Source organism: Yoonia sp. (assembly GCF_046292185.1).
Classification (GTDB): Bacteria; Pseudomonadota; Alphaproteobacteria; order Rhodobacterales; family Rhodobacteraceae; genus Yoonia.
In genome coordinates, this window is sequence record NZ_JBKBQY010000054.1 from 1 (window position 1) to 23,902 (window position 23,902).

At 59.5% G+C, this 23,902-nt stretch carries 20 protein-coding genes and 1 pseudogene; 7 read left to right on the forward strand and 14 right to left on the reverse strand.

From position 1 onward, the window contains the following. Nucleotides 1-148: 148 nt before the first annotated feature. A complete protein-coding gene (locus ACK4TM_RS10935) occupies nucleotides 149-838 on the reverse strand; it encodes an ABC transporter ATP-binding protein (protein WP_409701104.1) in 690 nt (229 codons plus the stop codon). On the opposite strand from ACK4TM_RS10935, the gene ACK4TM_RS10940 reads away from it, so the two are divergent. After that, on the forward strand, nucleotides 837-1,523 hold the full coding sequence (locus ACK4TM_RS10940) for an arylesterase (protein ID WP_409701107.1): 687 nt from the start codon (nucleotides 837-839) through the stop codon (nucleotides 1,521-1,523). The two genes, ACK4TM_RS10935 and ACK4TM_RS10940, sit on opposite strands and share 2 nt — an antisense overlap. 56 nt (nucleotides 1,524-1,579) lie before the next feature. Here ACK4TM_RS10940 and ACK4TM_RS10945 read toward each other — a convergent pair whose 3' ends face one another. From ACK4TM_RS10945 to ettA, 3 genes are all read right to left on the reverse strand, one after another. Then, nucleotides 1,580-1,789 (reverse strand): cold-shock protein, encoded by a 210-nt coding sequence (locus tag ACK4TM_RS10945; RefSeq protein WP_026352368.1) that lies wholly within the window; start codon nucleotides 1,787-1,789, stop codon nucleotides 1,580-1,582. Between the two features lie 236 nt (nucleotides 1,790-2,025). Further along, nucleotides 2,026-2,232 carry a cold-shock protein gene (locus ACK4TM_RS10950; protein ID WP_007205742.1) on the reverse strand — a complete coding sequence of 69 codons (207 nt, stop codon included), beginning with the start codon at nucleotides 2,230-2,232 and terminating at the stop codon, nucleotides 2,026-2,028. Nucleotides 2,233-2,448: 216 nt separating this feature from the next. After that, nucleotides 2,449-4,104, reverse strand: a complete 1,656-nt coding sequence (gene ettA, locus ACK4TM_RS10955; protein ID WP_409701111.1) for an energy-dependent translational throttle protein EttA — start codon at nucleotides 4,102-4,104, stop codon at nucleotides 2,449-2,451. Nucleotides 4,105-4,420: 316 nt separating this feature from the next. Between ettA and ACK4TM_RS10960 the strand changes: the two genes are divergently transcribed. Next, a complete protein-coding gene (locus tag ACK4TM_RS10960) occupies nucleotides 4,421-4,861 on the forward strand; it encodes a universal stress protein (protein WP_409701114.1) in 441 nt (146 codons plus the stop codon). Continuing rightward, complete coding sequence (locus ACK4TM_RS10965; protein ID WP_409701117.1) at nucleotides 4,858-6,423, forward strand: alanine/glycine:cation symporter family protein; 1,566 nt, start codon at nucleotides 4,858-4,860, stop codon at nucleotides 6,421-6,423. Before ACK4TM_RS10960 ends, ACK4TM_RS10965 begins: the two co-directional genes overlap by 4 nt. Before the next feature lie 55 nt (nucleotides 6,424-6,478). Here ACK4TM_RS10965 and ACK4TM_RS10970 read toward each other — a convergent pair whose 3' ends face one another. The 8 genes from ACK4TM_RS10970 to ACK4TM_RS11005 all read right to left on the reverse strand — a co-directional run bounded on the left by ACK4TM_RS10970 (nucleotide 6,479) and on the right by ACK4TM_RS11005 (nucleotide 16,029). Further along, on the reverse strand, nucleotides 6,479-7,555 hold the full coding sequence (locus ACK4TM_RS10970; protein ID WP_409701120.1) for a BMP family ABC transporter substrate-binding protein: 1,077 nt from the start codon (nucleotides 7,553-7,555) through the stop codon (nucleotides 6,479-6,481). Nucleotides 7,556-7,582: 27 nt separating this feature from the next. After that, the gene (locus ACK4TM_RS10975; protein ID WP_409701123.1) at nucleotides 7,583-8,497 is read right to left on the reverse strand and encodes an ABC transporter permease; all 915 of its coding nucleotides are present in this window, start codon (nucleotides 8,495-8,497) and stop codon (nucleotides 7,583-7,585) included. Further along, nucleotides 8,497-9,576, reverse strand: coding sequence for an ABC transporter permease (locus ACK4TM_RS10980; protein WP_409701126.1), 1,080 nt, complete (start codon nucleotides 9,574-9,576; stop codon nucleotides 8,497-8,499). Before ACK4TM_RS10980 ends, ACK4TM_RS10975 begins: the two co-directional genes overlap by 1 nt. Nucleotides 9,577-9,621: 45 nt before the next feature. After that, nucleotides 9,622-11,151 carry an ABC transporter ATP-binding protein gene (locus tag ACK4TM_RS10985; protein ID WP_409701129.1) on the reverse strand — a complete coding sequence of 510 codons (1,530 nt, stop codon included), beginning with the start codon at nucleotides 11,149-11,151 and terminating at the stop codon, nucleotides 9,622-9,624. Continuing rightward, on the reverse strand, nucleotides 11,148-11,885 hold the full coding sequence (gene xdhC / locus ACK4TM_RS10990) for a xanthine dehydrogenase accessory protein XdhC (RefSeq protein ID WP_409701132.1): 738 nt from the start codon (nucleotides 11,883-11,885) through the stop codon (nucleotides 11,148-11,150). Before xdhC ends, ACK4TM_RS10985 begins: the two co-directional genes overlap by 4 nt. Next, the gene (gene xdhB / locus ACK4TM_RS10995; RefSeq protein ID WP_409701135.1) at nucleotides 11,882-14,215 is read right to left on the reverse strand and encodes a xanthine dehydrogenase molybdopterin binding subunit; all 2,334 of its coding nucleotides are present in this window, start codon (nucleotides 14,213-14,215) and stop codon (nucleotides 11,882-11,884) included. The genes xdhC and xdhB overlap by 4 nt, the downstream gene beginning before the upstream one ends. Continuing rightward, entirely contained in the window at nucleotides 14,212-15,567 is a 1,356-nt protein-coding gene (locus ACK4TM_RS11000) for a xanthine dehydrogenase small subunit (protein ID WP_409701138.1), read from the reverse strand. Before ACK4TM_RS11000 ends, xdhB begins: the two co-directional genes overlap by 4 nt. A 165-nt stretch (nucleotides 15,568-15,732) precedes the next feature. Next, nucleotides 15,733-16,029: an ArsR/SmtB family transcription factor gene (locus ACK4TM_RS11005; protein ID WP_409701158.1), complete on the reverse strand. Its 297-nt coding sequence runs from the start codon at nucleotides 16,027-16,029 to the stop codon at nucleotides 15,733-15,735. 88 nt (nucleotides 16,030-16,117) lie between these two features. Here ACK4TM_RS11005 and dnaE point away from each other — a divergent pair, with 88 nt between their 5' ends. Next, nucleotides 16,118-19,618, forward strand: coding sequence for a DNA polymerase III subunit alpha (dnaE, locus tag ACK4TM_RS11010; RefSeq protein WP_409701141.1), 3,501 nt, complete (start codon nucleotides 16,118-16,120; stop codon nucleotides 19,616-19,618). Nucleotides 19,619-19,634: 16 nt separating this feature from the next. On the opposite strand, the gene ACK4TM_RS11015 is transcribed toward dnaE, so the two are convergent. Further along, nucleotides 19,635-19,838 carry a SlyX family protein gene (locus tag ACK4TM_RS11015; protein WP_409701144.1) on the reverse strand — a complete coding sequence of 68 codons (204 nt, stop codon included), beginning with the start codon at nucleotides 19,836-19,838 and terminating at the stop codon, nucleotides 19,635-19,637. Nucleotides 19,839-20,001: 163 nt separating this feature from the next. Between ACK4TM_RS11015 and hisS the strand changes: the two genes are divergently transcribed. Genes hisS through hisG form a run of 3 tightly spaced genes read left to right on the forward strand, consistent with a single transcriptional unit; the run spans nucleotide 20,002 to nucleotide 23,242 of the window. Further along, on the forward strand, nucleotides 20,002-21,480 hold the full coding sequence (gene hisS, locus ACK4TM_RS11020; RefSeq protein WP_409701147.1) for a histidine--tRNA ligase: 1,479 nt from the start codon (nucleotides 20,002-20,004) through the stop codon (nucleotides 21,478-21,480). Next, on the forward strand, nucleotides 21,480-22,559 hold the full coding sequence (locus tag ACK4TM_RS11025) for an ATP phosphoribosyltransferase regulatory subunit (RefSeq protein WP_409701150.1): 1,080 nt from the start codon (nucleotides 21,480-21,482) through the stop codon (nucleotides 22,557-22,559). The genes hisS and ACK4TM_RS11025 overlap by 1 nt, the downstream gene beginning before the upstream one ends. Next, entirely contained in the window at nucleotides 22,553-23,242 is a 690-nt protein-coding gene (gene hisG, locus ACK4TM_RS11030; protein ID WP_409701153.1) for an ATP phosphoribosyltransferase, read from the forward strand. Before ACK4TM_RS11025 ends, hisG begins: the two co-directional genes overlap by 7 nt. Here the strand turns inward: hisG and ACK4TM_RS11035 are convergent. Then, nucleotides 23,243-23,902 (reverse strand): annotated as a pseudogene (locus ACK4TM_RS11035) (MFS transporter); the annotation flags it as partial. It lies immediately after the preceding gene.

Below are 23,902 nucleotides of genomic sequence, written 5' to 3' on the forward strand. Positions count from 1 at the left end.
CGGGTCAGCCCTGCCTCGATCCCGGCGCGCACGGTGCCGACAGCGGCAATCGCCGCGACCCCCAGCGCCAGGCAGGCCAGAAACACGCGAAAGCCGCGCAAGCCCCCGCGCAATTCGCGCAGCGCGAAACGGGACGCAATCCGCAGGGTCATTCTGCGGCCCTTGCCAGCGTGTCGATCCGGCCATCGCGCAGGTTGATGACGCGGTCACAGCGCGCCGCAAGGTCATTGGCATGGGTCACGATGATCGGCGTCGCGCCATGCCGGTCGCGCAGACCGAACAACATGTCGATGATTGCAGCGCCATTGGTAGCATCCAGATTGCCGGTTGGTTCATCGGCCAGCAGGATTTTCGGGCGCGGGGCAGAGGCGCGCGCCAAGGCGACGCGTTGCTGTTCGCCGCCCGACATCTGGCTGGGGTAATGGTTGATACGGTCGCCAAGGCCGACGGCGCGCAATTCCGCCTCTGCCCGCGCAAAGGCGTCGCGCACACCGGCCAGTTCCAGCGGGGTTGCGACGTTTTCCAGCGCGGTCATTGTCGGGATCAGGTGGAAAGATTGAAACACCACCCCCATATGATCCCTACGAAAGCGGGCCAGCTGGTCTTCGTTCATCTTTGTCAGGTCCTGGCCAAGCGCCATGATCCGCCCCGATGTCGCCTGTTCCAGCCCGCCCATCAGCATGAGGAGAGACGATTTGCCCGAACCACTCGGCCCGACCAGCCCCAAGGTTTCCCCCTGCGCGACCGTCAATGCGATGTCGTGCAGAATATCGACCCGACCGGCATTGCCGTCCAGAGATAGATTAACGTCTTTGATCGTCAGAACGGGGTTTGTCATGGGTGCAGCCTTTGGTCGCGGTGTCAGGACTGGATATGGTGCAATGCGCGTGTTGCGCAACCTAAGCGGGGCGGTTTTGCTGACCATGACAGCCGCACATGCCGAAACTGTGACAATCGCCGCTTTGGGGGACAGTCTGACAGCCGGTTATGGGTTGGATCAGGGTCAGGGCTTTGCCCCGCAATTGGAACAATGGCTGCGCGATCAGGGGGCGGATGTGACCATCGTGAATGCGGGCGTGTCAGGCGATACGACAGCAGGTGGGTTGTCGCGGGTGGAATGGACGCTGACGCCTGAGGTGGATGGGCTGATCATCGCATTGGGCGGAAATGACTATCTGCGCGGGCTTGATCCCTCGGTCAGCCGGGCCAATCTGGATGCGATTCTTGCGGCAGGTCAGGAGGCAGGCGTGGAAATGCTGCTTGTCGGGCTGGCGGTGGGGACGAATTACGGGCCGGCGTTCAAGCGGGACTTCGAGGCCATGTATGTTGAACTGGCCGAGCAATACGATATTGCGCTGTACCCGGATATGTTCGCCGCCTTGCGCGCAGGGGGTGAGACGCAGGAGGCCGTGCGCCGATTTATGCAGGCCGACGGCATTCACCCCGGTGCAGACGGGGTCGAGGCTATCGTGGCTGACATCGGGCCCGTCGTGTTGGACCTGATTGAGGATATCAGAGAATAAAGGCCACCGGATGGGAACAGCCGGAAGCCAGATCAATCGCGCGAGCTTGGCCGTCGTTAATCGGCCAGCGTCAGATTGACAGCGCTTTCGCGTCCGTCGCGGCTTGCCTCGATGTCGAAGTTGACCTTCTGGTTGTCCTTCAACCCGGTCAGTCCGGAGCGTTCAACAGCGGAGATATGCACGAAAACATCTTTTGACCCGCCATCGGGGGCGATGAAGCCGTAGCCTTTTGTCGTATTGAACCATTTGACAGTGCCTGAAGCCATGTCCTTGTCTTCCTTATATTTTTCCGCTCGCTTTATGCAGCGGACCGGCTCGGTCAAAGTAAGATCGAATGACTGGGCCGAAAGGAGACAGTGGTCGATTTATTGCCGTCGCAACATGATGTTGCCACGATTCGCTATAAAATCAATAAATTTTCAGAGAATGCCAGTTTATGGCGTCCGTTACGCATAAAAAAACGGCGCGCAGAATATGCACGCCGTTCCTTGAAATCTGTCGCTTATGCGAGTGCGAGGTTGATCGCAGATTCGCGGCCATCACGGCCAGATTCGATATCGAAAGTAACCTTCTGGTCATCTTTCAGGCCAGTCAGGCCGGAACGCTCAACAGCGGAGATATGGACGAAAACGTCCTTGGATCCACCTTCAGGAGCGATAAAGCCGAAGCCTTTAGTTGCGTTGAACCACTTTACGGTGCCATTGGCCATCGTATTTTTCCTTCATCGTGCTGCCCACGAGATTGCGGCAGCTTGGCTTAGTCAGAACTTGATCGAGTGACTGTGGCCGAAAGGAGAACAGTGGGTCGAAAAGAATAACGTTTGCCGCACCCTTATGCCAGAAAGGCCATCAGAAATCAAGCGATAGTTGCAACTTTCCGGTCGATGCCTGTGCAACGGGAAACACCGACAGGTGAAACGCCGGTTTCAGCGTACGAATTTCTTGTGCTTCATCCGCTTAGGCTCTAGCGCATCGGCGCCAAGACGCGCCTTTTTGTCTTCTTCGTAATCGGTGAACCCGCCTTGGAACCATTCCACATGAGCGTCACCTTCGAAGGCCAGAATATGCGTGCAAATCCGATCCAGGAAGAAGCGGTCGTGCGAGATGACCACCGCGCAGCCCGCGAAATCGACCAGCGCGTCTTCCAGCGCGCGCAGTGTTTCAACGTCCAGATCGTTTGTCGGTTCGTCGAGCAGCAGCACGTTTCCGCCTGATTTCAACAGCTTGGCCATGTGCACGCGATTGCGCTCACCGCCCGACAAAAGACCGACTTTCTTCTGCTGATCGCCGCCCTTGAAATTGAAAGCGGAACAATAGGCGCGGCTGTTCATCTGGGCATCGCCCAGCATGATGATTTCGGCCCCGCCGGTGATTTCTTCCCAGACAGTCGCATCCGGGCTTAGCGCGTCGCGGGATTGGTCGACATAGGACAGTTTGACGGTATCGCCGTATTCTACAGTGCCTTCGTCAGGTTCAGCCTGCCCGGTCAGCATCGAAAACAGCGTCGATTTACCCGCGCCGTTCGGCCCGATCACGCCGACGATCCCGCCGGGAGGTAGATCAAAGCTCAGGTTTTCGATCAGCAACTTATCGCCCATCGCTTTTTTCAGTCCCTCGACCTCGATCACCTTGTTGCCCAGACGTGGACCGTTTGGAATGATGATCTGGGCACGACCCATCTTTTCACGCTCTGATTGGTTGGCCAGATCGTTATAGGCGCTGATTCGTGCTTTAGATTTCGCTTGTCGTGCTTTGGCGCCTTGGCGCATCCATTCCAGTTCGCGTTCCAGCGTGCGCTGCTTGGATTTGTCATCCTTGGCTTCGCGTTCCAGCCGTTTTGCCTTGGCCTCTAGCCAGCTGGAATAGTTGCCTTCGTGCGGGATGCCAGAGCCGCGGTCGAGTTCAAGAATCCAACTGGTGATCGCATCAAGGAAATAGCGGTCGTGCGTGACGATCAGGATCGTGCCTTTGTAATCGATCAAATGCTGCTGCAGCCAAGCGATGGTTTCAGCGTCCAGGTGGTTGGTCGGTTCGTCGAGCAGCAGCATGTCAGGCGCTTCAAGCAGCAGCTTGCACAAGGCGACACGTCGCTTTTCACCGCCAGACAGCGTGGTGACGTCGGCGTCGTCTGGCGGGCAGCGCAACGCCTCCATGCTGATGTCGATCTGCGCGTCCAGATCCCAAAGGTTCTGCGCGTCAATCTCATCCTGAAGGCTGGCCATTTCATCGGCGGTTTCTTCGGAATAATTCATCGCCACTTCGTTATAGCGGTCCAGAATAGCCTTTTTGCCAGCTACGCCCAGCATGACGTTTTCTCGTACGGTCAGGTTTGGATCGAGTTCGGGTTCCTGCGGCAGGTAACCGACACGCGCGCCTTCTGCTGCCCAAGCCTCGCCTGCGAAATCCTTGTCCTGACCGGCCATGATCCGCATCAGCGTGGATTTACCGGTGCCGTTCACACCGACGACGCCGATTTTCACGCCGGGCAGGAAATTCAGGCGGATGTTCTCGAACACCTTTTTGCCGCCGGGATAGGTCTTGGATACGCCGTCCATGAAATAGACGAATTGATAGGCTGCCATTGGGCTGCTCCGCTTTGTCGGGTCTGGATTGACACTGTCGATATCGGAAGCCAGCGCCGGGGGCAATCAGTCTTGCTGAGCAGGACAGGCGGTGCTCTTCATAAGTTAATTTTACTGAATCAACACAACAAACTGCGCAATTGCGCAATTTTCTATCTCAAAATTGATCAATCTTCCTGAATATTGAGCACTGATCAGCTTTTGTGATGCGGAATCTCAAATTCCCTTATGGTTGCAAGGATGCTGGCAGCAGAACCTGCAAGTGCGGGTCAGTCGTGCATTCCGATCCGGTTCAATAATAAACGGGGAATATATCATGAGTAAGACCACCTTTATCGTCGGCCTTGACGGGTCCGAGGCGGGGGCGCGCGCGTTAGCCTTTGCCAAAGACCGCGCAAGGGCCGACGGCGATTGCACCATTATCATCTGTTACGTGATTGAATGGTCGCCCTTCGCCTTTCAGACCGCCGAAGAAAACGCCAAGCGGCACCAGCGCCGTGAAGCAGAAATCGCGATGGCGCGGGAACGCGTCCTTGACCCGTCACTGACCATGACAAGGGCGTATGGTTTCGACATCGAAGGCGTGGTTCGCCACGGCGATGCTGCCGAAATTCTGGATGCTCTGGCCCGGGAAAAGGGGGCCAAGCAGATCATCATCGGCCGCGTTGGCGCGCGCGGGCTGAAGGCACGGCTGTTCGGCGGTGTCGCCGGGCGATTGGCCGCTGCTTCGTCTGTGCCTGTCACGATCATTCCATGAGAGGAAACATCATGTCGAAATTCAAATATGTCGTGGCGACGATGATCGCCTTCTGCCTTCCCGCGATGGCCGCCGCACAGGGGACCTTGGGCCTGGATGATCGTATCAATGCGATCTTTGCCGACTATACCAGTTGGTATGTGGCGTTTATCTTTGCGCCCTTTCCGGGGACAGATTTTTCGTGGATTGCGCTGTGGCTGGTCGTGGGGGCGGTGGTGTTCACCGTGTACTTCGGTGCCATCCAGTTCAGCGGGTTTGTCCATTCCATCAGGCTCGTGAGGGGGGATTATTCAGACCCGAACGACGCAGGCGAGGTCAGCCATTTTCAGGCGTTGGCCACCGCTTTGTCCGGCACCGTAGGGCTTGGCAATATCGCGGGGGTCGCGGTCGCAGTCAGTATCGGCGGGGCAGGGGCCACGTTCTGGATGGTTGTCGCTGGTCTGTTCGGCATGGCGACCAAATTCACAGAATGTACCCTTGGCGTGAAATACCGCAATGAATACCCCGACGGCTCTGTGTCCGGGGGGCCGATGTATTACATGGTCAAAGGGTTCAAGGAACAAGGCCTGCCCTTGGGCGGCGCGATGGCGATCCTGTTTTCCGTATTTACCATTCTGGGAGCTTTGGGTGGCGGCAACATGTTCCAGGCCAATCAGGCCCATGCCCAGATATCCAATGTTGTCGGTGATTATCCCGGCTGGATCACCGGTGTGGCGCTGGCGCTGCTGACCTTCGCGGTGATCGCGGGTGGTCTGCAATCCATCGCGCGGGTCACCAGCAAGATCGTACCTTTCATGGGTATTTTCTATGTGCTGGTGTCGGTGCTGATCCTGCTGATCAACTATGACCAGATCATCTGGGCCTTCGGGCAGATATTCACCGGGGCCTTTACCGGGTTGGGTATCGTCGGTGGCTTTACCGGCGCCTTGATCCAAGGTTTCCGGCGTGCTGCCTTTTCCAACGAGGCAGGGATCGGGTCTGCCGCTATCGCCCACTCTGCGGTGCGTACAAAAGAACCGGTCAGCGAAGGCTATGTCGCTCTGCTGGAACCCTTCATCGACACGGTGGTGATCTGCACGATGACTGCTTTGGTGATCGTGATCAGCGGCGTGCTGGCACAAGACCCTGAAACCGGGCTTTACATCTGGAACGCCGAACTGGGCCGGATCACGACCGAAGGCAATGTAGGAGGCGTTGCCCTGACATCAGCGGCCTATGCGTCGGCGTTTTCGTGGTTCCCGGTCCTGTTGATGGTCGCTGTCGTACTGTTCGCTTTCTCGACCATGATCAGCTGGTCCTACTACGGATTGAAAGCCTGGACCTATCTGGTCGGGGAGGGCGCGAAGAAGGAGTTCGTTTTCAAATGCATCTTTTGTCTGTTCATCGTGATCGGTGCTGCTGCCAGCCTCGATCCGGTCATTGATTTTTCGGATGCGATGCTGTTCTCGATGGCGATTGTAAATATCATTGCGCTCTACTTTCTGATGCCTATCGTAAAGCGGGAATTGCACAGCTATCGTACACGTCTTCGGTCCGGTGAAATCCACAAAACCAAGGTGTAAGCCACAAAAAAAGGCCCCGGCGCAGTGCCGGGGCCTTTCTCTTCAGCGCGAACGCTTATTGCGGGACTTCGCCGCTTAGACCTTCGACGAAAAAGTTCATGCCAAGCAAGGTTTCGTCGTCGGCGACTTCACCATCTTCCAGCCAGACCGATCCGTCCTGATAATTGATCGGGCCGGTGAACGGATGATATTCGCCCGTGCGGATCGACTCGATCATCGCCTCGGCAGAGGCTTTGATTTCAGCAGGGACAGCATCGGTTATCTCGCCGATGCCGACCATACCTTCGGGGATACCGTGCCAGACGTTGCTGCTTTCCCACGTGCCGTCAATCACCGCCTGGGTGCGTGCGATATAATATGGTGCCCAATCATCGATGATGGATGACACGCGCGGGAAGGGCGCGAATTCGGCCATATCGGATGCCTGACCGAAGGTGATGACATTGCCTGCAGCCTGCGCCGCCGCTTGCGGTGCGGTCGAATCGGTATGTTGCAGGATCACATCTGCGCCTTGTTCGATCAGGACCGACGCCGCTTCAGCCTCTTTTGCGGGATCGAACCAAGTATAGGCCCAGATGATGCGGAATTCGACATCTGGGTTCACCTCGCGGGCGTGGATGAAAGCAGAATTGATGCCTTGGATAACTTCGGGGATGGGGTAGGACCCGATATAGCCGATGATATTGCTCTCGGTCATCTGACCCGCGATATGCCCTTGAATGGCGCGGCCTTCATAGAACCGGGCGTTATAGGCCGAGACGTTATCGGCGGTCATATAGCCGGTCGCGTGTTCGAATTTCACATCGGGAAAGCGTTCAGCCACGTTGATGGTGGCATCCATGAAACCAAAGGATGTGGTAAAGATCAGGTCAGCGCCTTGCAGCGCCATGGAGGTGATGGCGCGTTCGGCATCGGGGCCTTCGGCGACGTTTTCGGCGAATACGGTTTCAACGGCATCGCCGAAATGCGCCTCGACGGCCTGACGTGCCTGATCATGTTCATAGGTCCAGCCGCCGTCGCCGACGGGTCCTACATAGATGAAGCCGACTTTGGTCGGATCGTCCTGCGCAAAAGCGCCGGTGGCCAGCGCAACCGCGATGCCTGTCCCTGCGAGTAATGTTTTTATTTTCATGTTAATCCCCTTGGTGGTCGATAAGCCTCAGCGTGAGGCGTGGAACGATTGGGCAAGTGACCCCGGTGCCCGTCCGGATCGCATCATAACCAGAACCAGAATGGTTGCCAGATACGGCGCCATCGAAAGATAAGAGACAGGCAGCGCGACTCCCGCCGCCTGAAGATTTAGCTGCAACACAGTCACACCGCCAAACAAATAAGCACCGAGCAAAAGCCGCCATGGTCGCCAGCTTGCGAAAACCACGATCGCAAGTGCGATCCAGCCAGCGCCAGCCGTCACCCCTTCGGTCCATTGCGGCACGCGCACGAGCCCGAGATAGGCGCCGCCAAGCCCCGCACAGGCCCCGCCGAACATGATCGCCAGCAACCTGACACGGATCACGTGGTAACCCAAGGCATGGGCTGCGTCGTGGTTTTCACCGACCGCGCGCAGGATCAGCCCAGCCCGGCTGTAGCGCAGAAAGGCCCAGGTACCGGCGATGATCAAAATGCCCAGATAGACGATCAGGTCATGGCGAAACAAAATCGGGCCGATGACCGGAAGATCGCTCAGCAACGGGATCGGGAATTTCGCCACCGCTGGCGCCTTGATCCCCACATAGCCCTGCCCCAGTAACGCGGCCAGCCCCAGCCCGAACAAGGTCAGCGCCAACCCTGTCGCCACCTGATTGGACAGCAGCACTTGCGTCAGAACCCCGAAGATCAGCGCAAGCATCGCCCCGCCAAGTGCGGCCCCTGCAAAGCCGAGCCAGGGTGATCCAGTACTGACCGCGACGATGAATCCACAGATCGCGCCGGTGATCATCATGCCTTCCACCCCGAGGTTCAGCACCCCGGCCCGTTCCACCACCAATTCGCCGATCGCCGCCAGCAGGATCGGGGTCGCCGCCACCATCAGGGATGCCAGCAAAAGCACCGGGTTGATTACGGACAGATCCATCAGACGAGCCTCCGCGCAGTAAATCTGACGCGGTAATGCGTGAGTACATCCACCGCCAACAGAAAGAACAACAGCATCCCCTGCAGCACTTGGATCGCTGCCGCAGGCAGGCGCAGGTTCGATTGCGCGATCTCGCCGCCGATATAGGTCAGCGCCATCAGCCCGGCCGCAAGCAGGATACCCACCGGATGCAACCGGCCCAGAAAGGCGACAATGATCGCGGTGAAACCATAGCCTGCGTTGAAATCAATGCTGATCAGGCCCGAAGGACCCGCGACTTCAAACAGCCCTGCGAGGCCTGCCAGCCCACCTGAAATGCCCATGCAGATCAACACCAGCAGGCCGGGGTTCACCCCCGCAAACCGTGCTGCCCGGGGGCTTTGACCAGACAGGCGTACCTGAAAGCCGAAGATATGCCGCGACAGCGTGATATAGGCGAAAATCACTGCGATAAAGGCAAAGACCACGCCCCAATGCAGGCCCACCCCTTCGTTGATCCAGCTTGTCGCGGATGGATAACGTGCCAGATTACGACTGCCCGGAAATCCCATCGCATCGGGGTTGCGCAAGGCACCCAGCGCCATAGAGGCAAGCAGGTTCTGCGCCACGTAAACCAGCATCAGGGATACCAGAATTTCATTGGTGCCGAATTTCACGCGCAATACACCTGGGATCATCGCCCAGGCCCAACCGCCCAAAGCGCCCGCCACGATCATCAGCGGCAGGATGAAAACGGATTCCATCGGGTAAAACGCAAGGCCAACAGCCGCGCCGCAGATCGCGCCCAAAATGTACTGGCCCTCGGCGCCGATATTCCACACACCCGCGCGAAAACCAAACGAAAGCCCGATCGCGATCAGCACCAGCGGCGCGCCTTTGATCAGCAATTGCGGGCGATAATACCAGGCAAATTCCGAAAACAACGGGTCCCAGAAAATCGTGCGGATCGTCACGAAAGGATCATTGCCCAGCGCAGCGAACAGCAACCCGCCGCAGACCATCGTCAGCACCACCGCCAGCACCGGTGCCGCATAAGTCCAGAACGCGGACGGCGCGGTCCGTTTTTCAAGCCGGATCATGCAGCCCCCTTCATCGCCGTATCAGGAATGTCCCCGCCCAAGGCATTAAATCGCGCCTTCAACATCCGCCACCTCCATATCATGGGCACCACCCAGCATCAGGCCGATCTGCTCAACGCTCAGCCCCTGTGCCGGACGCGGTGCCGACAGACGCCCATTGTTCAAGGCGGCAAAGCGGTCGGATATTTCCATCAGTTCATCCAGATCCTGAGAAATACAAATCACCGCCGCACCCTTATCCGCCAGATCCAGCAAAGCCTGCCGGATCGCAGCCGCCGCCGAGGCATCGACACCCCAGGTCGGCTGATTGACCACAAAGACCACCGGGTCCTGCATGATCTCGCGGCCGATGACAAATTTCTGTAAATTGCCACCCGACAGCGACCGCGCCGTATTGGCAGGCCCCGGCGTACGTACATCAAAGGCCTTGATCACGGCAGCCGCATAATCCCGCGCCTTGCCCCAGCGGACAAAGCCTCGGTTGGCCAGGTTTCGCCGCGTAACGGCGGTCAACAGGGCATTTTCGGTCAGCGTCATATCAGGGGCGGCGGCATGGCCCATTCTTTCCTCGGGCGCGGCCAGCAACCCCAGACGACGGCGCGCATTCGGCCCCAGATGCCCGATGCTTTTACCTGCCATCATCAGCATGTCACGCCGTGTACGGATTTCGCCGGACAAGGCCGCGACCAGCTCGTCTTGTCCATTGCCGGCAACGCCGCCGATGCCCAGGATTTCGCCCCGACGGACAGTCAAATCAATGTCCCGCAGGGACGTGCCGAACCGGTGCGGCGGCTTTGCGCCCAGCTTTTGCAGCGTCAGGATCACTGCGCCTTCTGGGCGCGACGCCTTGTGTGGCACATGCAGGCTGCTGCCCACCATCAGTTCCGCCATCTCGCGTGATGAAGTGGCCCGTGGGTCACAGGTTCCCACGACCTGCCCCAGCCGCAGAACGGTGGCTGCATCGCAAAGGGCGCGGATTTCCTCCAGCTTGTGCGAGATGTAAAGGATTGCGGTGCCTGCATCACGCAAGCGGCGCAAGGTTTCGAACAGGATCGTCACCTCCTGCGGGGTCAGCACAGATGTCGGCTCATCCATGATCAGCAGCTTGGGATCTTGCAGAAGACAGCGGATAATCTCCACCCTCTGGCGTTCGCCTGCCGAAAGTTCGCCCACAACGCGCGTCGGGTCCAGCGGTAGACCGTACTGATCGGACACTTGGCGCACCTGTGCTGAGATCGCGCGTTGAGGCGGCGGATTTTCCATGCCAAGTGCGATATTTTCAGCAACATTCATCGCATCGAAAAGCGAAAAATGCTGGAAAACCATCGCCACACCAGCAGCCCTTGCTGCGCGGGGTTCTGCGGGTTCAAACAGCGTGCCTTCAAGATGCATGTGGCCGGCATCGGGTTTGACCAGCCCATAGATCGTCTTGACCAGGGTTGATTTCCCCGCACCGTTTTCGCCGAGCAGGGCGTGAATTTCACCCGGTTGGATTTCGAACGATACATCCTTGTTGGCGACAACACCGGGATAGGCTTTGGTCAAACCGTCAAGTCGCAACAAAGGTGTATTCATGCGCGGCTTTCCCTGTTCTGGAGTCCCTGCGGTCTGATCATGGCGGTTGCGACGCCAAGCGCAAGAGCAGCGGGGTGTTTGCCCAGAGATGTGTCACCAATGGGACAGGCAATGCGCGCGATCAGGGCGGAAGAATGACCCAAAGCAGCCAGTCTCCTGCGAAATCTTGTCCATTTGGTCGCCGATCCGATCAGGCCGATACTGTCGAACGACCGCGACAGGATCGCATGGCACAGCGCCAGATCGATGGCATGGCTATACGTGAGGATCAGATGCGCCGCATCATCCGGCGCATGCGGCACCGCCTGTACCGGATCGACGGCGACTAGTGTGGTGACATCCGTCTGCGGAAATCTATCGGCAGCGACATCCACCCAAGTGATCGCAAAATCCGGCAAGGGTTGCATGACATGCACAATCGCGCGCCCGACATGGCCTGCGCCATAGATCCAAAGCGGGCGGCGCGCAGGGGCATCCAGCGCCAATGCCTGTTCCCAGACCAAGGTCACCGATCCGCCGCAACATTGCCCCAGGGCGGGGCCCAACGGGATTGTCGCCCGGTGCTGACCTTGCCCTTCTGCCAGCATCCGCCGCGCCTTGGCCATCGCATCCCATTCGAGCGCGCCGCCGCCGATCGTGCCTTCAATCCTGTCCGGCCAGACAAGCATCTGTGCGCCCGTCTCACGCGGGGCAGACCCGGCAGTATCGGTGACAGTGATCCGGATCGGTATCATTCCCGCGCTCTTTGCACCGCACGCAGGATTTCCTCTGGCGTGGCAGGGGCCTGCAAATCGGGATAGGACGGCCCGCAAGCCTGAACCGCGGCCGAAAGGGCCAGGAATGCGGAAATTCCGAGCATGAACGGCGGCTCACCCACCGCTTTGGAGCGATAGATCGTCTGTGCCGGGTTCGGTTGATCCCACAGCGCCACATTGAAGACGTCAGGCCGGTCCGAACAGGCGGGGATCTTGTAGGTCGCGGGGGCATGGGTGCGCAAACGGCCCTTGTCGTCCCAGACCAGTTCTTCGGTCGTCAGCCAGCCGGCACCCTGCACATAGGCACCTTCGACCTGACCAATGTCCAGCGCAGGGTTCAGTGACGACCCTGCATCATGCAGAAGGTCAGCGCGCAGGATACGGTTTTCACCGCTCAGTGTATCTATGACCACCTCGGTCACGGCGGCACCCTGGGCGAAGTAAAAAAACGGCGTGCCTTTGCCTTTGTTCCGGTCCCAGCTTAAGCCCGGCGTTTTGTAAAACCCTGTCGCTGACAGGCTGACGCGCTGGAAATAGGCGGTCTGCACAGCCTTGGCAAAATCCATCACGTCACCCCCGACATACACCTGACCATCCGCAAAGCGGACATCCTCGACCCGTGCCTGATGCATGGCAGCAAGGCAGCCCGCGATCCGGTCACGGATAATGTCGCAGGCATTGGCCACGGCCATCCCGTTCAGGTCGGACCCCGAGGATGCTGCCGTCGCTGATGTGTTGGGTACCTTGCCGGTATCGGTCGGCGTAATCTTGACCATTGCCACATCAATGCCGAACCGGCTTGCTGCGACCTGCGCCACCTTCTGGAACAAGCCCTGTCCCATTTCGGTGCCGCCATGATTCATGTGGACAGACCCGTCTTGGTACACATGTACCAAGGCCCCGGCTTGATTGAGATGCGATAGCGTGAAGGAGATCCCGAATTTCACCGGGCTGAACGCGATCCCGCGTTTCAACACGGGTTGATCCGCGTTCCATCGGGCGATTGCGGCTGCACGCGCCTGATAATCCGCTGTGGCAAGCAAGTGATCCGTCATTTCGTGCAGGATAAAATCCGTCACTGGCATGTGATAGGGCGTGGTCTGCGCATCCATCGTCCCCGCATCAGATTTGGCAGATTTGTCCCCGCGTAACGCAGGTTCACCCGTCATCGGCGCATAATAGTTCCGTTGCCGGACAATCGCCGGGTCCAGCCGCAATTCCGCCGCGACATGATCCATTACACGCTCGATCCCCAACACCCCCTGCGGGCCGCCGAAGCCGCGAAAGGCGGTCGCCGACTGGGTATTGGTCTTCAGCCTGTGCGAGGTGATCCGCGCCGCAGGAAGATGATAGGCGTTATCCGCATGCAGCATCGCACGGTCAGCGACCGGAAGCGATAAATCCAGTGCCCAGCCGCAACGGGTCATCTGCACAAAGTCCACAGCAAGCACCCTGCCATCATCATTAAAACCAACGTCATAGCTGATCCGGAAATCATGCCGCTTGCCGGTGATCATCATATCGTCGTCACGGTCATACCGCATCTTGCACGGCTTGCCGGTCAGCCTTGCCGCCACCGCGCAGGCCACGGCCAGCGCATTGCCCTGACTTTCCTTGCCGCCAAAACCGCCACCCATGCGGCGCACCTCGCAGCGGACGGCATGCATCGGCAGGCCCAGCGCCTCCGCCACCTTGTGCTGGATCTCGGTCGGGTGCTGGGTAGAGCTGTGCACCACCATATCGCCGCCTTCCTGCGGCAGGGCGAGCGCGGCTTGCCCTTCGAGATAGAAATGCTCCTGTCCGCCCATGTCGATCCGGCCTTTGATGCGGCGCGGCGCTTGAGCCAGCGTCTGATCCACATTGCCTTTGGTCCAGATGCGCGGGCCATCCTCGTACCGGCTATCTGCCTGCATGGCCTGATCAATGGTCAGGACTGGCGTTTCGGCATCAATTTCGATCTCGCCCAACCGCGCCGCCTTGCGCGCCGCCAGATGGCTGTCGGCCACGACCAGAAACAATGGCTGGCCAAGGTAGTGCACGCGGTCCACAGCCAGCAAAGGTTCGTCATGGGCATTGGGTGACACGTCATTGACATAAGGAAGATCAGCCGCCGACAGGACCGCAATAACACCGGGGGCTGCGCGCACGGCCTCAATATCCATCGCCGTGATCACGCCCTTGGCGACATCCGACAGACCAAAAGCCAGATGCAATGTGCCCGCCGGTGTCGGGATATCGTCGATATAGCGTGCGGCACCGGTGACATGCAGGTGCGCCGCGTCATGCGGCAAGGGTTTGGCGACGCTCATGCACTGACCTCCAGCACATCGGTAATATGGCCCTGGCTGTGCGCAAAATAGCGGTGCAACAGGTTCCGCGCAGTCTGCAAGCGATAGGCCGCAGAGGCGCGCATGTCCGACATCGGCGTGAAGTCATCGTCGAAATACTGGGCCGCCTGATCGACGGTTGCTCGCGTCCATGGCTGGCCTGTCAAGGCGGCCTCCACATGGCTGGCGCGCGCGGGTATTCCGGCCATCCCGCCAAAGGCGATCCGGGCCGAGGTTACAACCCCATCCACGACGGCAATGTTGAAACAGCCACATAGCGCCGAGATATCCTGATCGAACCGCTTGGATATCTTGTAGCATCGCAGGTGCGGTGCATGCCGGGGCAGGGTGACGCCGGTGACCAGCTCGCCTGCGCGGCGGTCCTGTTTGCCATATTCCAGAAAGAAATCCTCAATCGGTATTTCGCGCACGGCCTCACCATGCCGCAGATGCAATGTCGCCCCCAGCGCGATCAGCGCAGGCGGATTGTCCCCGATGGGCGAGCCGTTGGCGATATTGCCGCCGATCGTTGCAGCATTGCGCACCTGATCTGACCCATAACGCCGGATCAGTTCCGTGTAGGATGCGTGATGTTCACGCATCACCTCCAACACCTCGGCCATTGTGACCCCCGCACCGAGATGGATCACCTCATCGCTTACTACCACTTGTCGTAAATCCGCGCATCGATGCAGAAAAACGACCTGTGCCAGATCGTGCAATCGCTTGGTCACCCAAAGCCCGACATCCGTCGCCCCTGCCACCAATGTTGCATCAGGGTTGGCGGCATAGAGGGCGGCGAGTTCATTCAATGTCTCCGGCGCATAGGGCACAGGTTCAACCGCCGGCGGGCTATCATGCATCCAGTTCGGCACTGGCGCATCCTCTGCCGCTTTGGCCGCGCGGATGATCGGGGCATAGCCTGTGCAACGACACAGGTTCCCCGCCAGCACATCGTCATGATCCGTCCGCCCTGTCAAATGCGCGGTCGCCATCGCGGCGATGAAACCGGGCGTACAGAACCCGCATTGCGACCCGTGGTGATCGATCATCGCCTGTTGCACCGGATGCAGCGCACCATAAGGGCCGTTGATCCCTTCCACCGTGCGGACTGCCTTGCCGTGCAGTTGGGGGAGCAACAGGATGCAGGCGTTCAGCGATCTGGCACCAGCGGCATCAGTCACCATCACCGTGCAGGCACCGCAATCGCCCTCGTTGCAGCCTTCTTTGGTGCCGCACAGGCCGCGTTCAATGCGCAGCCAATCAAGCAAAGTCATGGTTGGCTGCGCGGTGACGCAGATGGTTTCCCCGTTGAGAAGAAACGTGACTTCCATTGTTGTTGACCCGCCGCCTTACCAGATCAATGGTATCAGATGTCGATGCGGCGTAGACATCTGCCCGTGATTACAGGGTATAAAATCGGCGCGCAGCCCGCTTTGCAAGGCTTTTCGCCGCAGTATGCGCCAGAGCGTTGCGTTCGCCCAAATATTGGGCGGCACTCAGGGCTGGTTTGCGTCCCGATTTTCCCAGATCGCGCGCTGCCAGGCAAGCCAGCCCTGAACCTCGATCAACGGTTCGGTTTCCAACTGGCAGGTGCGCACGCGCCCTTTCTTGACGGACCGGACGACGCCGCTGTCTTCCAGTACCTTGAGATGCCGCATGAAAGTCGGCAGCGCCATTTTATGCGGCTTGTGCAATTCGCTGACGCTGGCGGGGCCGGCGGCGAGGCGCTGCAAAACCGCCCGCCGTGTGGGATCGGCCATCGCACCAAAGAAGGAATCGAGCTTGTCAGTCATCCGGCTGAGTGTCAGGTCATGGCGTTCCAAGTCAAGCGTGATGCCCGGACGCTCTTGTGCCTGCGCGCCCATCCGCTACCTTTGGCCGATGACAGATCATCCCCGATTCATTCACCTGCGCACCCATACCGAATATTCCCTGCTGGAAGGGGCGGTGCCGGTCAAATCATTGGCCCCTCTCGCGGCAGGTATGGGGATGCCGGCGGTTGCCGTGACCGATACCAACAACATGTTCTGTGCGCTGGAATTTTCTGAATATGCGTCCAAGGCAGGCGTCCAACCGATCATCGGCTGTCAGATTGATCTGACATATACCGCGCCAGAGCCGGGCAAACGCCCCGACGCACCAGCGCCCATCGTCCTGCTAGCGCAGAACGAAGCCGGGTATCTGAACCTGATGAAGCTGAATTCCTGCGCTTATCTGGATGCCGCCGGGCAATTGCCGCAGGTCACGGTCGAGGAACTGGCGCAATACAGCGCGGGTCTGATCTGCCTGACCGGCGGGCCGGACGGCCCCGTCGGGCTGCTGCTGCGGCACGGTCAACAGGCCAAGGCAGATCTGTTACTGGACCAGATGGCGTCAATTTACCCGGAGCGGCTTTATGTCGAATTGCAGCGCCACCCGGTGGACGGTGGCCTGCCAGAGGCGGAGCGTTTGTCAGAGCGCGGCCATATCGAAATGGCCTATGCCAAGGGCCTGCCGTTGGTTGCGACCAATGACGTTTATTTCCCCAAATCCGCCTTGTATGAAGCACATGATGCGCTGATCTGTATCGCCGATGGCGCCTATGTCGATCAGCAGGAACCCCGCCGTCGCCTGACCCCGCAGCATTATTTCAAAACACCCCGCGAAATGGCGACTTTGTTCGCCGACCTACCCGAGGCGCTTGAAAACACCATCGAAATCGCGCGGCGCTGCGCCTTCAAAGCCTATAAGCGCGCGCCGATCCTGCCAAAATTCGCCGATGACGAGGTCGCCGAACTGCGTAGACAGGCGCAGGAAGGGCTGAAAGCGCGGCTCGCCGTGATCCCGCATGCGGCCCCGGTGGAAGAGTATGAAAAACGGCTCGATTTCGAGCTGGGGATCATCGAAGGCATGGGATTTCCCGGCTATTTCCTGATCGTGGCCGATTTCATCAAATGGGCCAAAGGTAACGGCATTCCCGTCGGGCCTGGGCGGGGGTCGGGTGCGGGATCGCTGGTCGCCTATGCGCTGCTGATCACCGATCTGGACCCGTTGCGGTATTCGCTGCTGTTCGAGCGGTTCCTGAACCCTGAACGCGTCTCAATGCCCGATTTCGACATCGACTTTTGCATGGACCGGCGCGAGGAAGTCATTCGCTACGTGCAGGATAAATATGGCCGCGACAGGGTGGGTCAGATCATCACCTTCGGTGCGCTTCTGTCCAAGGCGGCGGTGCGCGATGTGGGCCGCGTGTTGCAGATGCCTTACGGGCAGGTGGACCGTTTGTCCAAGATGATCCCGGTCGAAGGCGTCAAACCCGTCAGCATCGAAAAGGCGCTGGCGGATGAGCCGCGCCTGCGAGAAGAGGCAAAGAACGAAGAGGTCGTGCAGCGCCTGCTGACCTATGCCCAGCAGGTCGAAGGTTTGCTGCGCAACGCCTCCACCCATGCCGCCGGTGTGGTGATCGGTGATCGTCCGCTGGATGAACTGGTACCGCTCTATCAGGACCCGCGGTCGGATATGCCCGCCACGCAATTCAACATGAAATGGGTGGAACAGGTGGGGCTGGTCAAATTTGACTTTCTGGGGCTGAAAACCCTGACCGTGATCCAGAATGCGGTGGAACTGATCCGCAAAGCGGGGCGCAGCCTGAATGTCGCGGCGGACGGTGATGTGCTTTACCAACCGCCCGTGGGTTTTGAATATGACATCGGGGCGATCCCGCTGGACGATCCGAAATCCTACGCGCTTTATGCCAGCGCCAAGACCACTGCGGTGTTTCAGGTGGAAAGCTCTGGCATGATGGACGCGCTCAAGCGCATGAAGCCGACGTGTATCGAGGATATCGTTGCCCTTGTTGCGCTCTACCGTCCCGGCCCGATGGAAAATATCCCCACCTATTGCGAGGTGAAGAACGGGGTCAAGGAACTGGAATCGATCCATCCGTCGATTGACCATATCCTTGCCGAAACGCAGGGCATCATTGTCTATCAGGAACAGGTGATGGAAATCGCGCAGGTCATGGCGGGCTACAGCCTTGGCGGTGCCGATCTGTTGCGCCGCGCGATGGGTAAGAAAATCGCAGAGGAGATGGCGAAAGAGCGGCCCAAGTTCGAAGCGGGCGCCAAAGCGAACGGGGTGGAGCCGAAAAAGGCGCGCGAGGTTTTCGACCTTCTGGAAAAATTCGCCAATTACGGGTTCAACAAATCCCACGCCGCCGCCTATGCCGTCGTCAGCTATCAGACCGCCTGGCTGAAGGCGAACCATCCGGTCGAATTCATGGCCGGGGTGATGAATTGCGATATCCATCTGACCGACAAGCTGGGCGTCTATTTCCAAGAGGTGAAAAAGGGGCTGGGGATCGACTATATCCCGCCTTGCGTGAACCGATCACAGGCGCTGTTCGACGTGCAGGATCAGAAACTGGTCTATGCTTTGGGAGCCTTGAAGAACGTTGGTGTCGAGGCGATGAGATTGATCGTCGCAGGGCGGGCGGATAAAGCCTTCGTGAACTTGTATGATTTTGCACGCCGCTGTGATCTGAAACGTGTCGGTAAACGGTCGCTGGAAATGCTGGCACGGGCCGGCGCGTTCGATGTGCTCGATCCGAACCGGCGGCGGGTGATGCAATCGCTGGATGCGTTGACGGCCTATTCGGCGGCGATCCATGACCAGAAATCATCCAATCAGGTGTCGCTGTTCGGCGACGCGGGCGAGGATCTGCCGGAACCGCGACTGTCCTTTGGCGATGATTGGTTGCCCGCAGAACGGCTGGCCGAGGAATTCAAGGCGATCGGGTTCTATCTGTCCGGTCATCCGTTGGATGATTACATGGCAGCGCTCAAGCGCAAACAGGTGATGACGCTGGACGAGGTGACCGCGCGCGCAGCCAAAGGGGCCTCGATTGTGAAAATGGCGGGTACTGTGTCCGGACGGCAGGAACGCAAATCGGCGCGCGGCAACAGGTTTGCCTTTGTGCAATTGTCTGATCCGACCGGGCAATATGAGGTCACGATGTTTTCCGACACTTTGGAACTGGCCCGCGCGCATCTGGAAACAGGATCGCAGATCGTCCTGCAATGTGAAGCGACGCTGGAGGCGGATCAGCTCAAACTACTGGGCCGGTCGGTGTCGCCGATTGATTCCGTGGTGGCGGATGCCGGATCCGCTGGCCTGCGGGTATTCATTGACCGCCCCGATGCAATTGACACCGTCGCCAGTATTCTGGCCAACGCCGCCCGCGACGGCGTGCGGGCGGCACGCGGATCGGTCTATGTCTGCCTGATGGGCGATGATCTGCCCGGCGAGGTGGAGCTGGATCTGGGAGAGCCTTTTCCGATCAACCCGCAGATCAAGGGCGCTTTGCGCAGTCTGAGTGGCGTGATCGAGGTGGGAGACGCCTGAGGTCGATATGGACGACTTACCAATGCGGAGGCCGTTGATCCGCGATCACCACACCGCCATCCGCATCCTGATCGCGGTTCGCTTCGCGTTCCATCAACAGGGCCACACGGCGGGTGAGCAGCGCGATGTCTTTGTCCTGGCGCGCGACAATATCGGACAAATCATCGACGCTGCGCGTCAGATGGGCGATCTTTTCTTCGAGTTGATCGAGTGTGGTCATGCGCTCTGATACACTGCCCTGCCGCAAGCGCAAAGCCTGTAGCGCGGTGGTGCCTTGAGTATTTTTGGAAATAAGAAGCGAAAGGAAGCGGGCGGCTTGGTCGCATTGCATTGCCCCTGTCATGCTGGCGAGGTAAACGGCGCCAAAGCAAAGGGACTACGCGATGGCCAGTGACAAAAAGCAACCCCGCCCCAAGGCAGTGACGCCCAAGGGGTTTCAGGATTATTTCGGCGCGGATGTAACCGAACGCGCCGCAATGCTGGGCAAGATCGCCGGGGTTTATCATCGCTATGGATTTGATGCGCTGGAGACATCGGCTGTCGAAACGGTCGAGGCGCTGGGCAAGTTTTTGCCCGATGTGGATCGCCCGAACGAGGGTGTCTTTGCCTGGCAGGAAGATGCGGATTGGCTGGCTTTGCGCTATGATCTGACCGCCCCGCTCGCGCGTGTGGCAGCGCAATATCGCAGTGATCTGCCGAGCCCTTACCGCCGCTATGCGATGGGCCCGGTCTGGCGCAATGAAAAGCCGGGGCCGGGGCGGTTCCGACAGTTTTACCAATGCGATGCGGATACTGTGGGCGCGGCGAGTGTGGCCGCCGACGCCGAGATCTGTGCGATGCTGGCGGATTGTCTGGAAGAGGTTGGCATCAAGCGCGGCGATTACGTGATCCGGGTGAATAACCGCAAGGTGTTGAACGGCGTGCTGGAAGTTGCGGGTCTGTCGGGCGACGATAAGGAGGTCGAGCGCGGGATCGTGTTGCGTGCCATCGACAAACTGGACCGGCTCGGTGTGGATGGTGTCCGCGCATTGCTGGGCGAGGGCCGCAAGGATGAGAGCGGCGATTTCACCAAAGGGGCTGGGCTAAGTGATACGCAGGCGGATGTCGTCATCGGCTTCATGGAAGCGAGACGCGACACCGGGGCCGCGACAGTCGCGCGGCTTGCCGAACTGGTCGTCGGATCGCCTATCGGCGTTGCAGGGGTGGCGGAACTTGAAGAGATTGCCGACCTTCTGTCCGCCCAAGGTTACGGTCCTGACCGCATCATCATCGACCCCTCCGTCGTACGCGGCCTCGGCTATTACACCGGCCCTGTCTATGAGGCCGAGCTGACCTTCGAGGTCAAGGATGAAAAAGGTCGCCAGCGCAACTTCGGCTCTGTTGCGGGAGGCGGTCGTTACGACGATCTGGTCAAGCGCTTTACCGGGCAAGAGGTCCCGGCTACGGGAGTTTCCATCGGCGTCGACCGTCTGCTGGCCGCTTTGCGCGCTACTGGGCGTATCAAGAGCGAGGCGGCAGGTCCCGTCATCGTCACTGTCATGGACCGCGTGCGGATGGCCGATTACCAGACCATGGTAGCGGAATTGCGCAATGCCGGTATCCGGGCAGAGGTTTATCTGGGCAATCCCAAGAACTTTGGCAATCAGTTGAAATATGCCGATAAACGCGCCTCTCCCGTCGCGATCATCGCGGGCGGGGATGAATTTGATCAAGGCATCGTGCAGATCAAGGACCTGATCCTTGGTGCGGAAATCGCGCAGAATGCGACGCTGGAGGAATGGAAAGACCGCCCCAGCCAATATGCCGTGCCGCGTGATCAGATGGTCGCGCGCGTCCGCGCCATTCTGGATGGACAGGCCTGATGCCCACATCCCCTGCAACCTTGAAGGAGGCACGGCGCCTGCGCGATCACTTTGCTGCTCAAGGCGCTGTGGTGGTCAAGGCGGATGTGTTGCAGCCCGCCGATCTGCTGCTTGATCTTTATGGCGAGGATATCCGCGCCCGTGCTTACCTGACCGCCGATCCCCTACGTGGTGAAATGGTCTTGCGTCCGGATTTCACCGTGCCGGTTGTGCAGATGCATATGGACTCCGATGCCGATCCCGCGCGCTATACCTATTCGGGAAAGGTTTTCCGCAAGCAGGAAAATGACGAGCGCCGTGCAAATGAATTCGTGCAGACCGGTTACGAGGTTTTCGACGGCCAGAACCCTGCCGCCGCCGATGCCGAGGTTTTCGCCGTCATTGCCGAGGCTTTGGCAGGATTGCCGCTGCGCGCGGCCACCGGCGATATCGGGGTTCTGATGGCGGCGGTGCGCGGACTGCACACGACAGAAGATCGCAAAGCCGCCTTGTTACGCCATATCTGGCACCCGGCGCGGTTTCGCGCGCTGCTGCGCCGCTATGGGTCGGGCGAGGTGCCGCCTTTGCGTGCCGCTTTGCTGAATGCCGCTGATCCGTTTGTGACGGCTGGTGGGAACATCGGCTTGCGCAGTCGGGCAGAGGTTGCCGCCCGCATTGCCGCTTTGCAGGCCGATGCGCAGGCAAAGCCGCTTGCCTCAGATGAAATTGCGCTGATCGATGCGATACTGGGCCTGCGCGCCACCAGCACCGATGCGCTGAGTGTGTTGCGCGATATTGCCGTTGATATGCCCGCGATCAGCGGTGCCGTGCGCCGGATGGAGGCACGTTTGAACGCATTGTGCGCGCGCGGCATCGCCGTGGATACGCTGGAATTCGAAGGCAGCTATGGCCGGACCAGTCTGGAATATTACGACGGGTTCGTTTTTGGTTTTTATGCCAGTGACCGACCGGAATTGCCGCCCATTGCCACTGGCGGGCGCTATGACGCGCTGACCGCAAGGTTGGGGCAGGGGCGTGCCGTGCCCGCCGTGGGTGGCGTGATCCGCCCTGATCTGGCGCTGGAGGTGGGCAAATGCTGAAACTCGGGGTGCCGTCCAAGGGGCGGCTGATGGAAAAGACATTCGACTGGTTTGGCGCGCGCGGCGTGACCCTGCGCAAATCCGGCTCGGAACGTGAATATGCAGGTGCAGTTGACGGCATCTACGGGATCGAACTGGTTCTGCTGTCCGCAGGTGAAATTCCGCGTGAACTGGCCGCAGGCAATATCCAGCTTGGCGTGACCGGGTCCGATCTGGTGCGCGAAAAACTGGTGAACTGGCAGCAGCGTGTGACGGAACTCGCACCCATGGGCTTTGGCGGGGCGGATCTTGTGATCGCCGTGCCGCAGGGCTGGGTCGATGTCGATACGCTGGATGATCTGGACGCGGTTGCTGCTGCCTTCCGGGCCAAGCACGGGTTCCGTTTGCGGATCGCCACGAAATACCACCGGCTAGTGCGCGATTTTCTGCGCGATGCCGGCGTGGCGGATTATCAATTGATCGACAGTCAGGGCGCGACCGAAGGCACCGTCAAGAACGAAACCGCCGAGGCGATTGCCGATATCACGTCGACAGGGGAAACGTTGCGCGCCAACGGGCTGAAGATATTGTCGGACGGGCTGATCCACGCATCGCAGGCGACCCTGTTCCGTGGCAAAAGGTCCGACTGGACTGAAATGCAGCGCAAGACGTTGAAGACCTTGCTCAACACACTCGACATCTGATTATTCGGCGGGCACCAGCCTGATCCGTGCCTGCCCAAGGCGCGGATGCACCTTGCGCGACAGTGCCCATGCACCCAGCAGGCTGAGGCCAGAGGCTACGAAGACTCCCGAAACCGGCAGCGCGAGCAAAACCAGCCATGCCGTGCCGGGGGCCAGAATGCCAGAGACATCGCGGAAACTGGCGTAAACGGCGGCCATCTCCGTCCGTTCCGAGGGCTTTACGGCCAGTAGAAACGGCAACCCTCCCGACACATCGAGCAGGATCAGAAAGAATGACCCGCCTACCAGTGCCAGCACCGTCAGCCAGGGCCAGCCAGCGGCGAAGCCTGCAAGTGTGAATAATATCCCGGCGGTGACAAATCCGGTGCGCACGGCTTGCCTGATCGACCGCTTCTGCATCCAGCGCAGCATCAGGGGGGTGACGAACAGCGCCGCATTCGACATCGATAGCACGATCCCGCCGACCCGGTCGCCCAGCCCGTTCTCAAGCGCGTAGATTGGCAGATAGACGATATACACCCACCAGCCGCCCGAGCGGATCACCGCGAAAAGCCAACCGGCGACAAGCCGTGGCTGCGCGGCAAAGCGCGGCAGAAACGCCAGCGGATTGGCAGGGGGCCGCTTGCTTTTGGTGATCAGTTTGCCGTTGCCGAGCCGCAT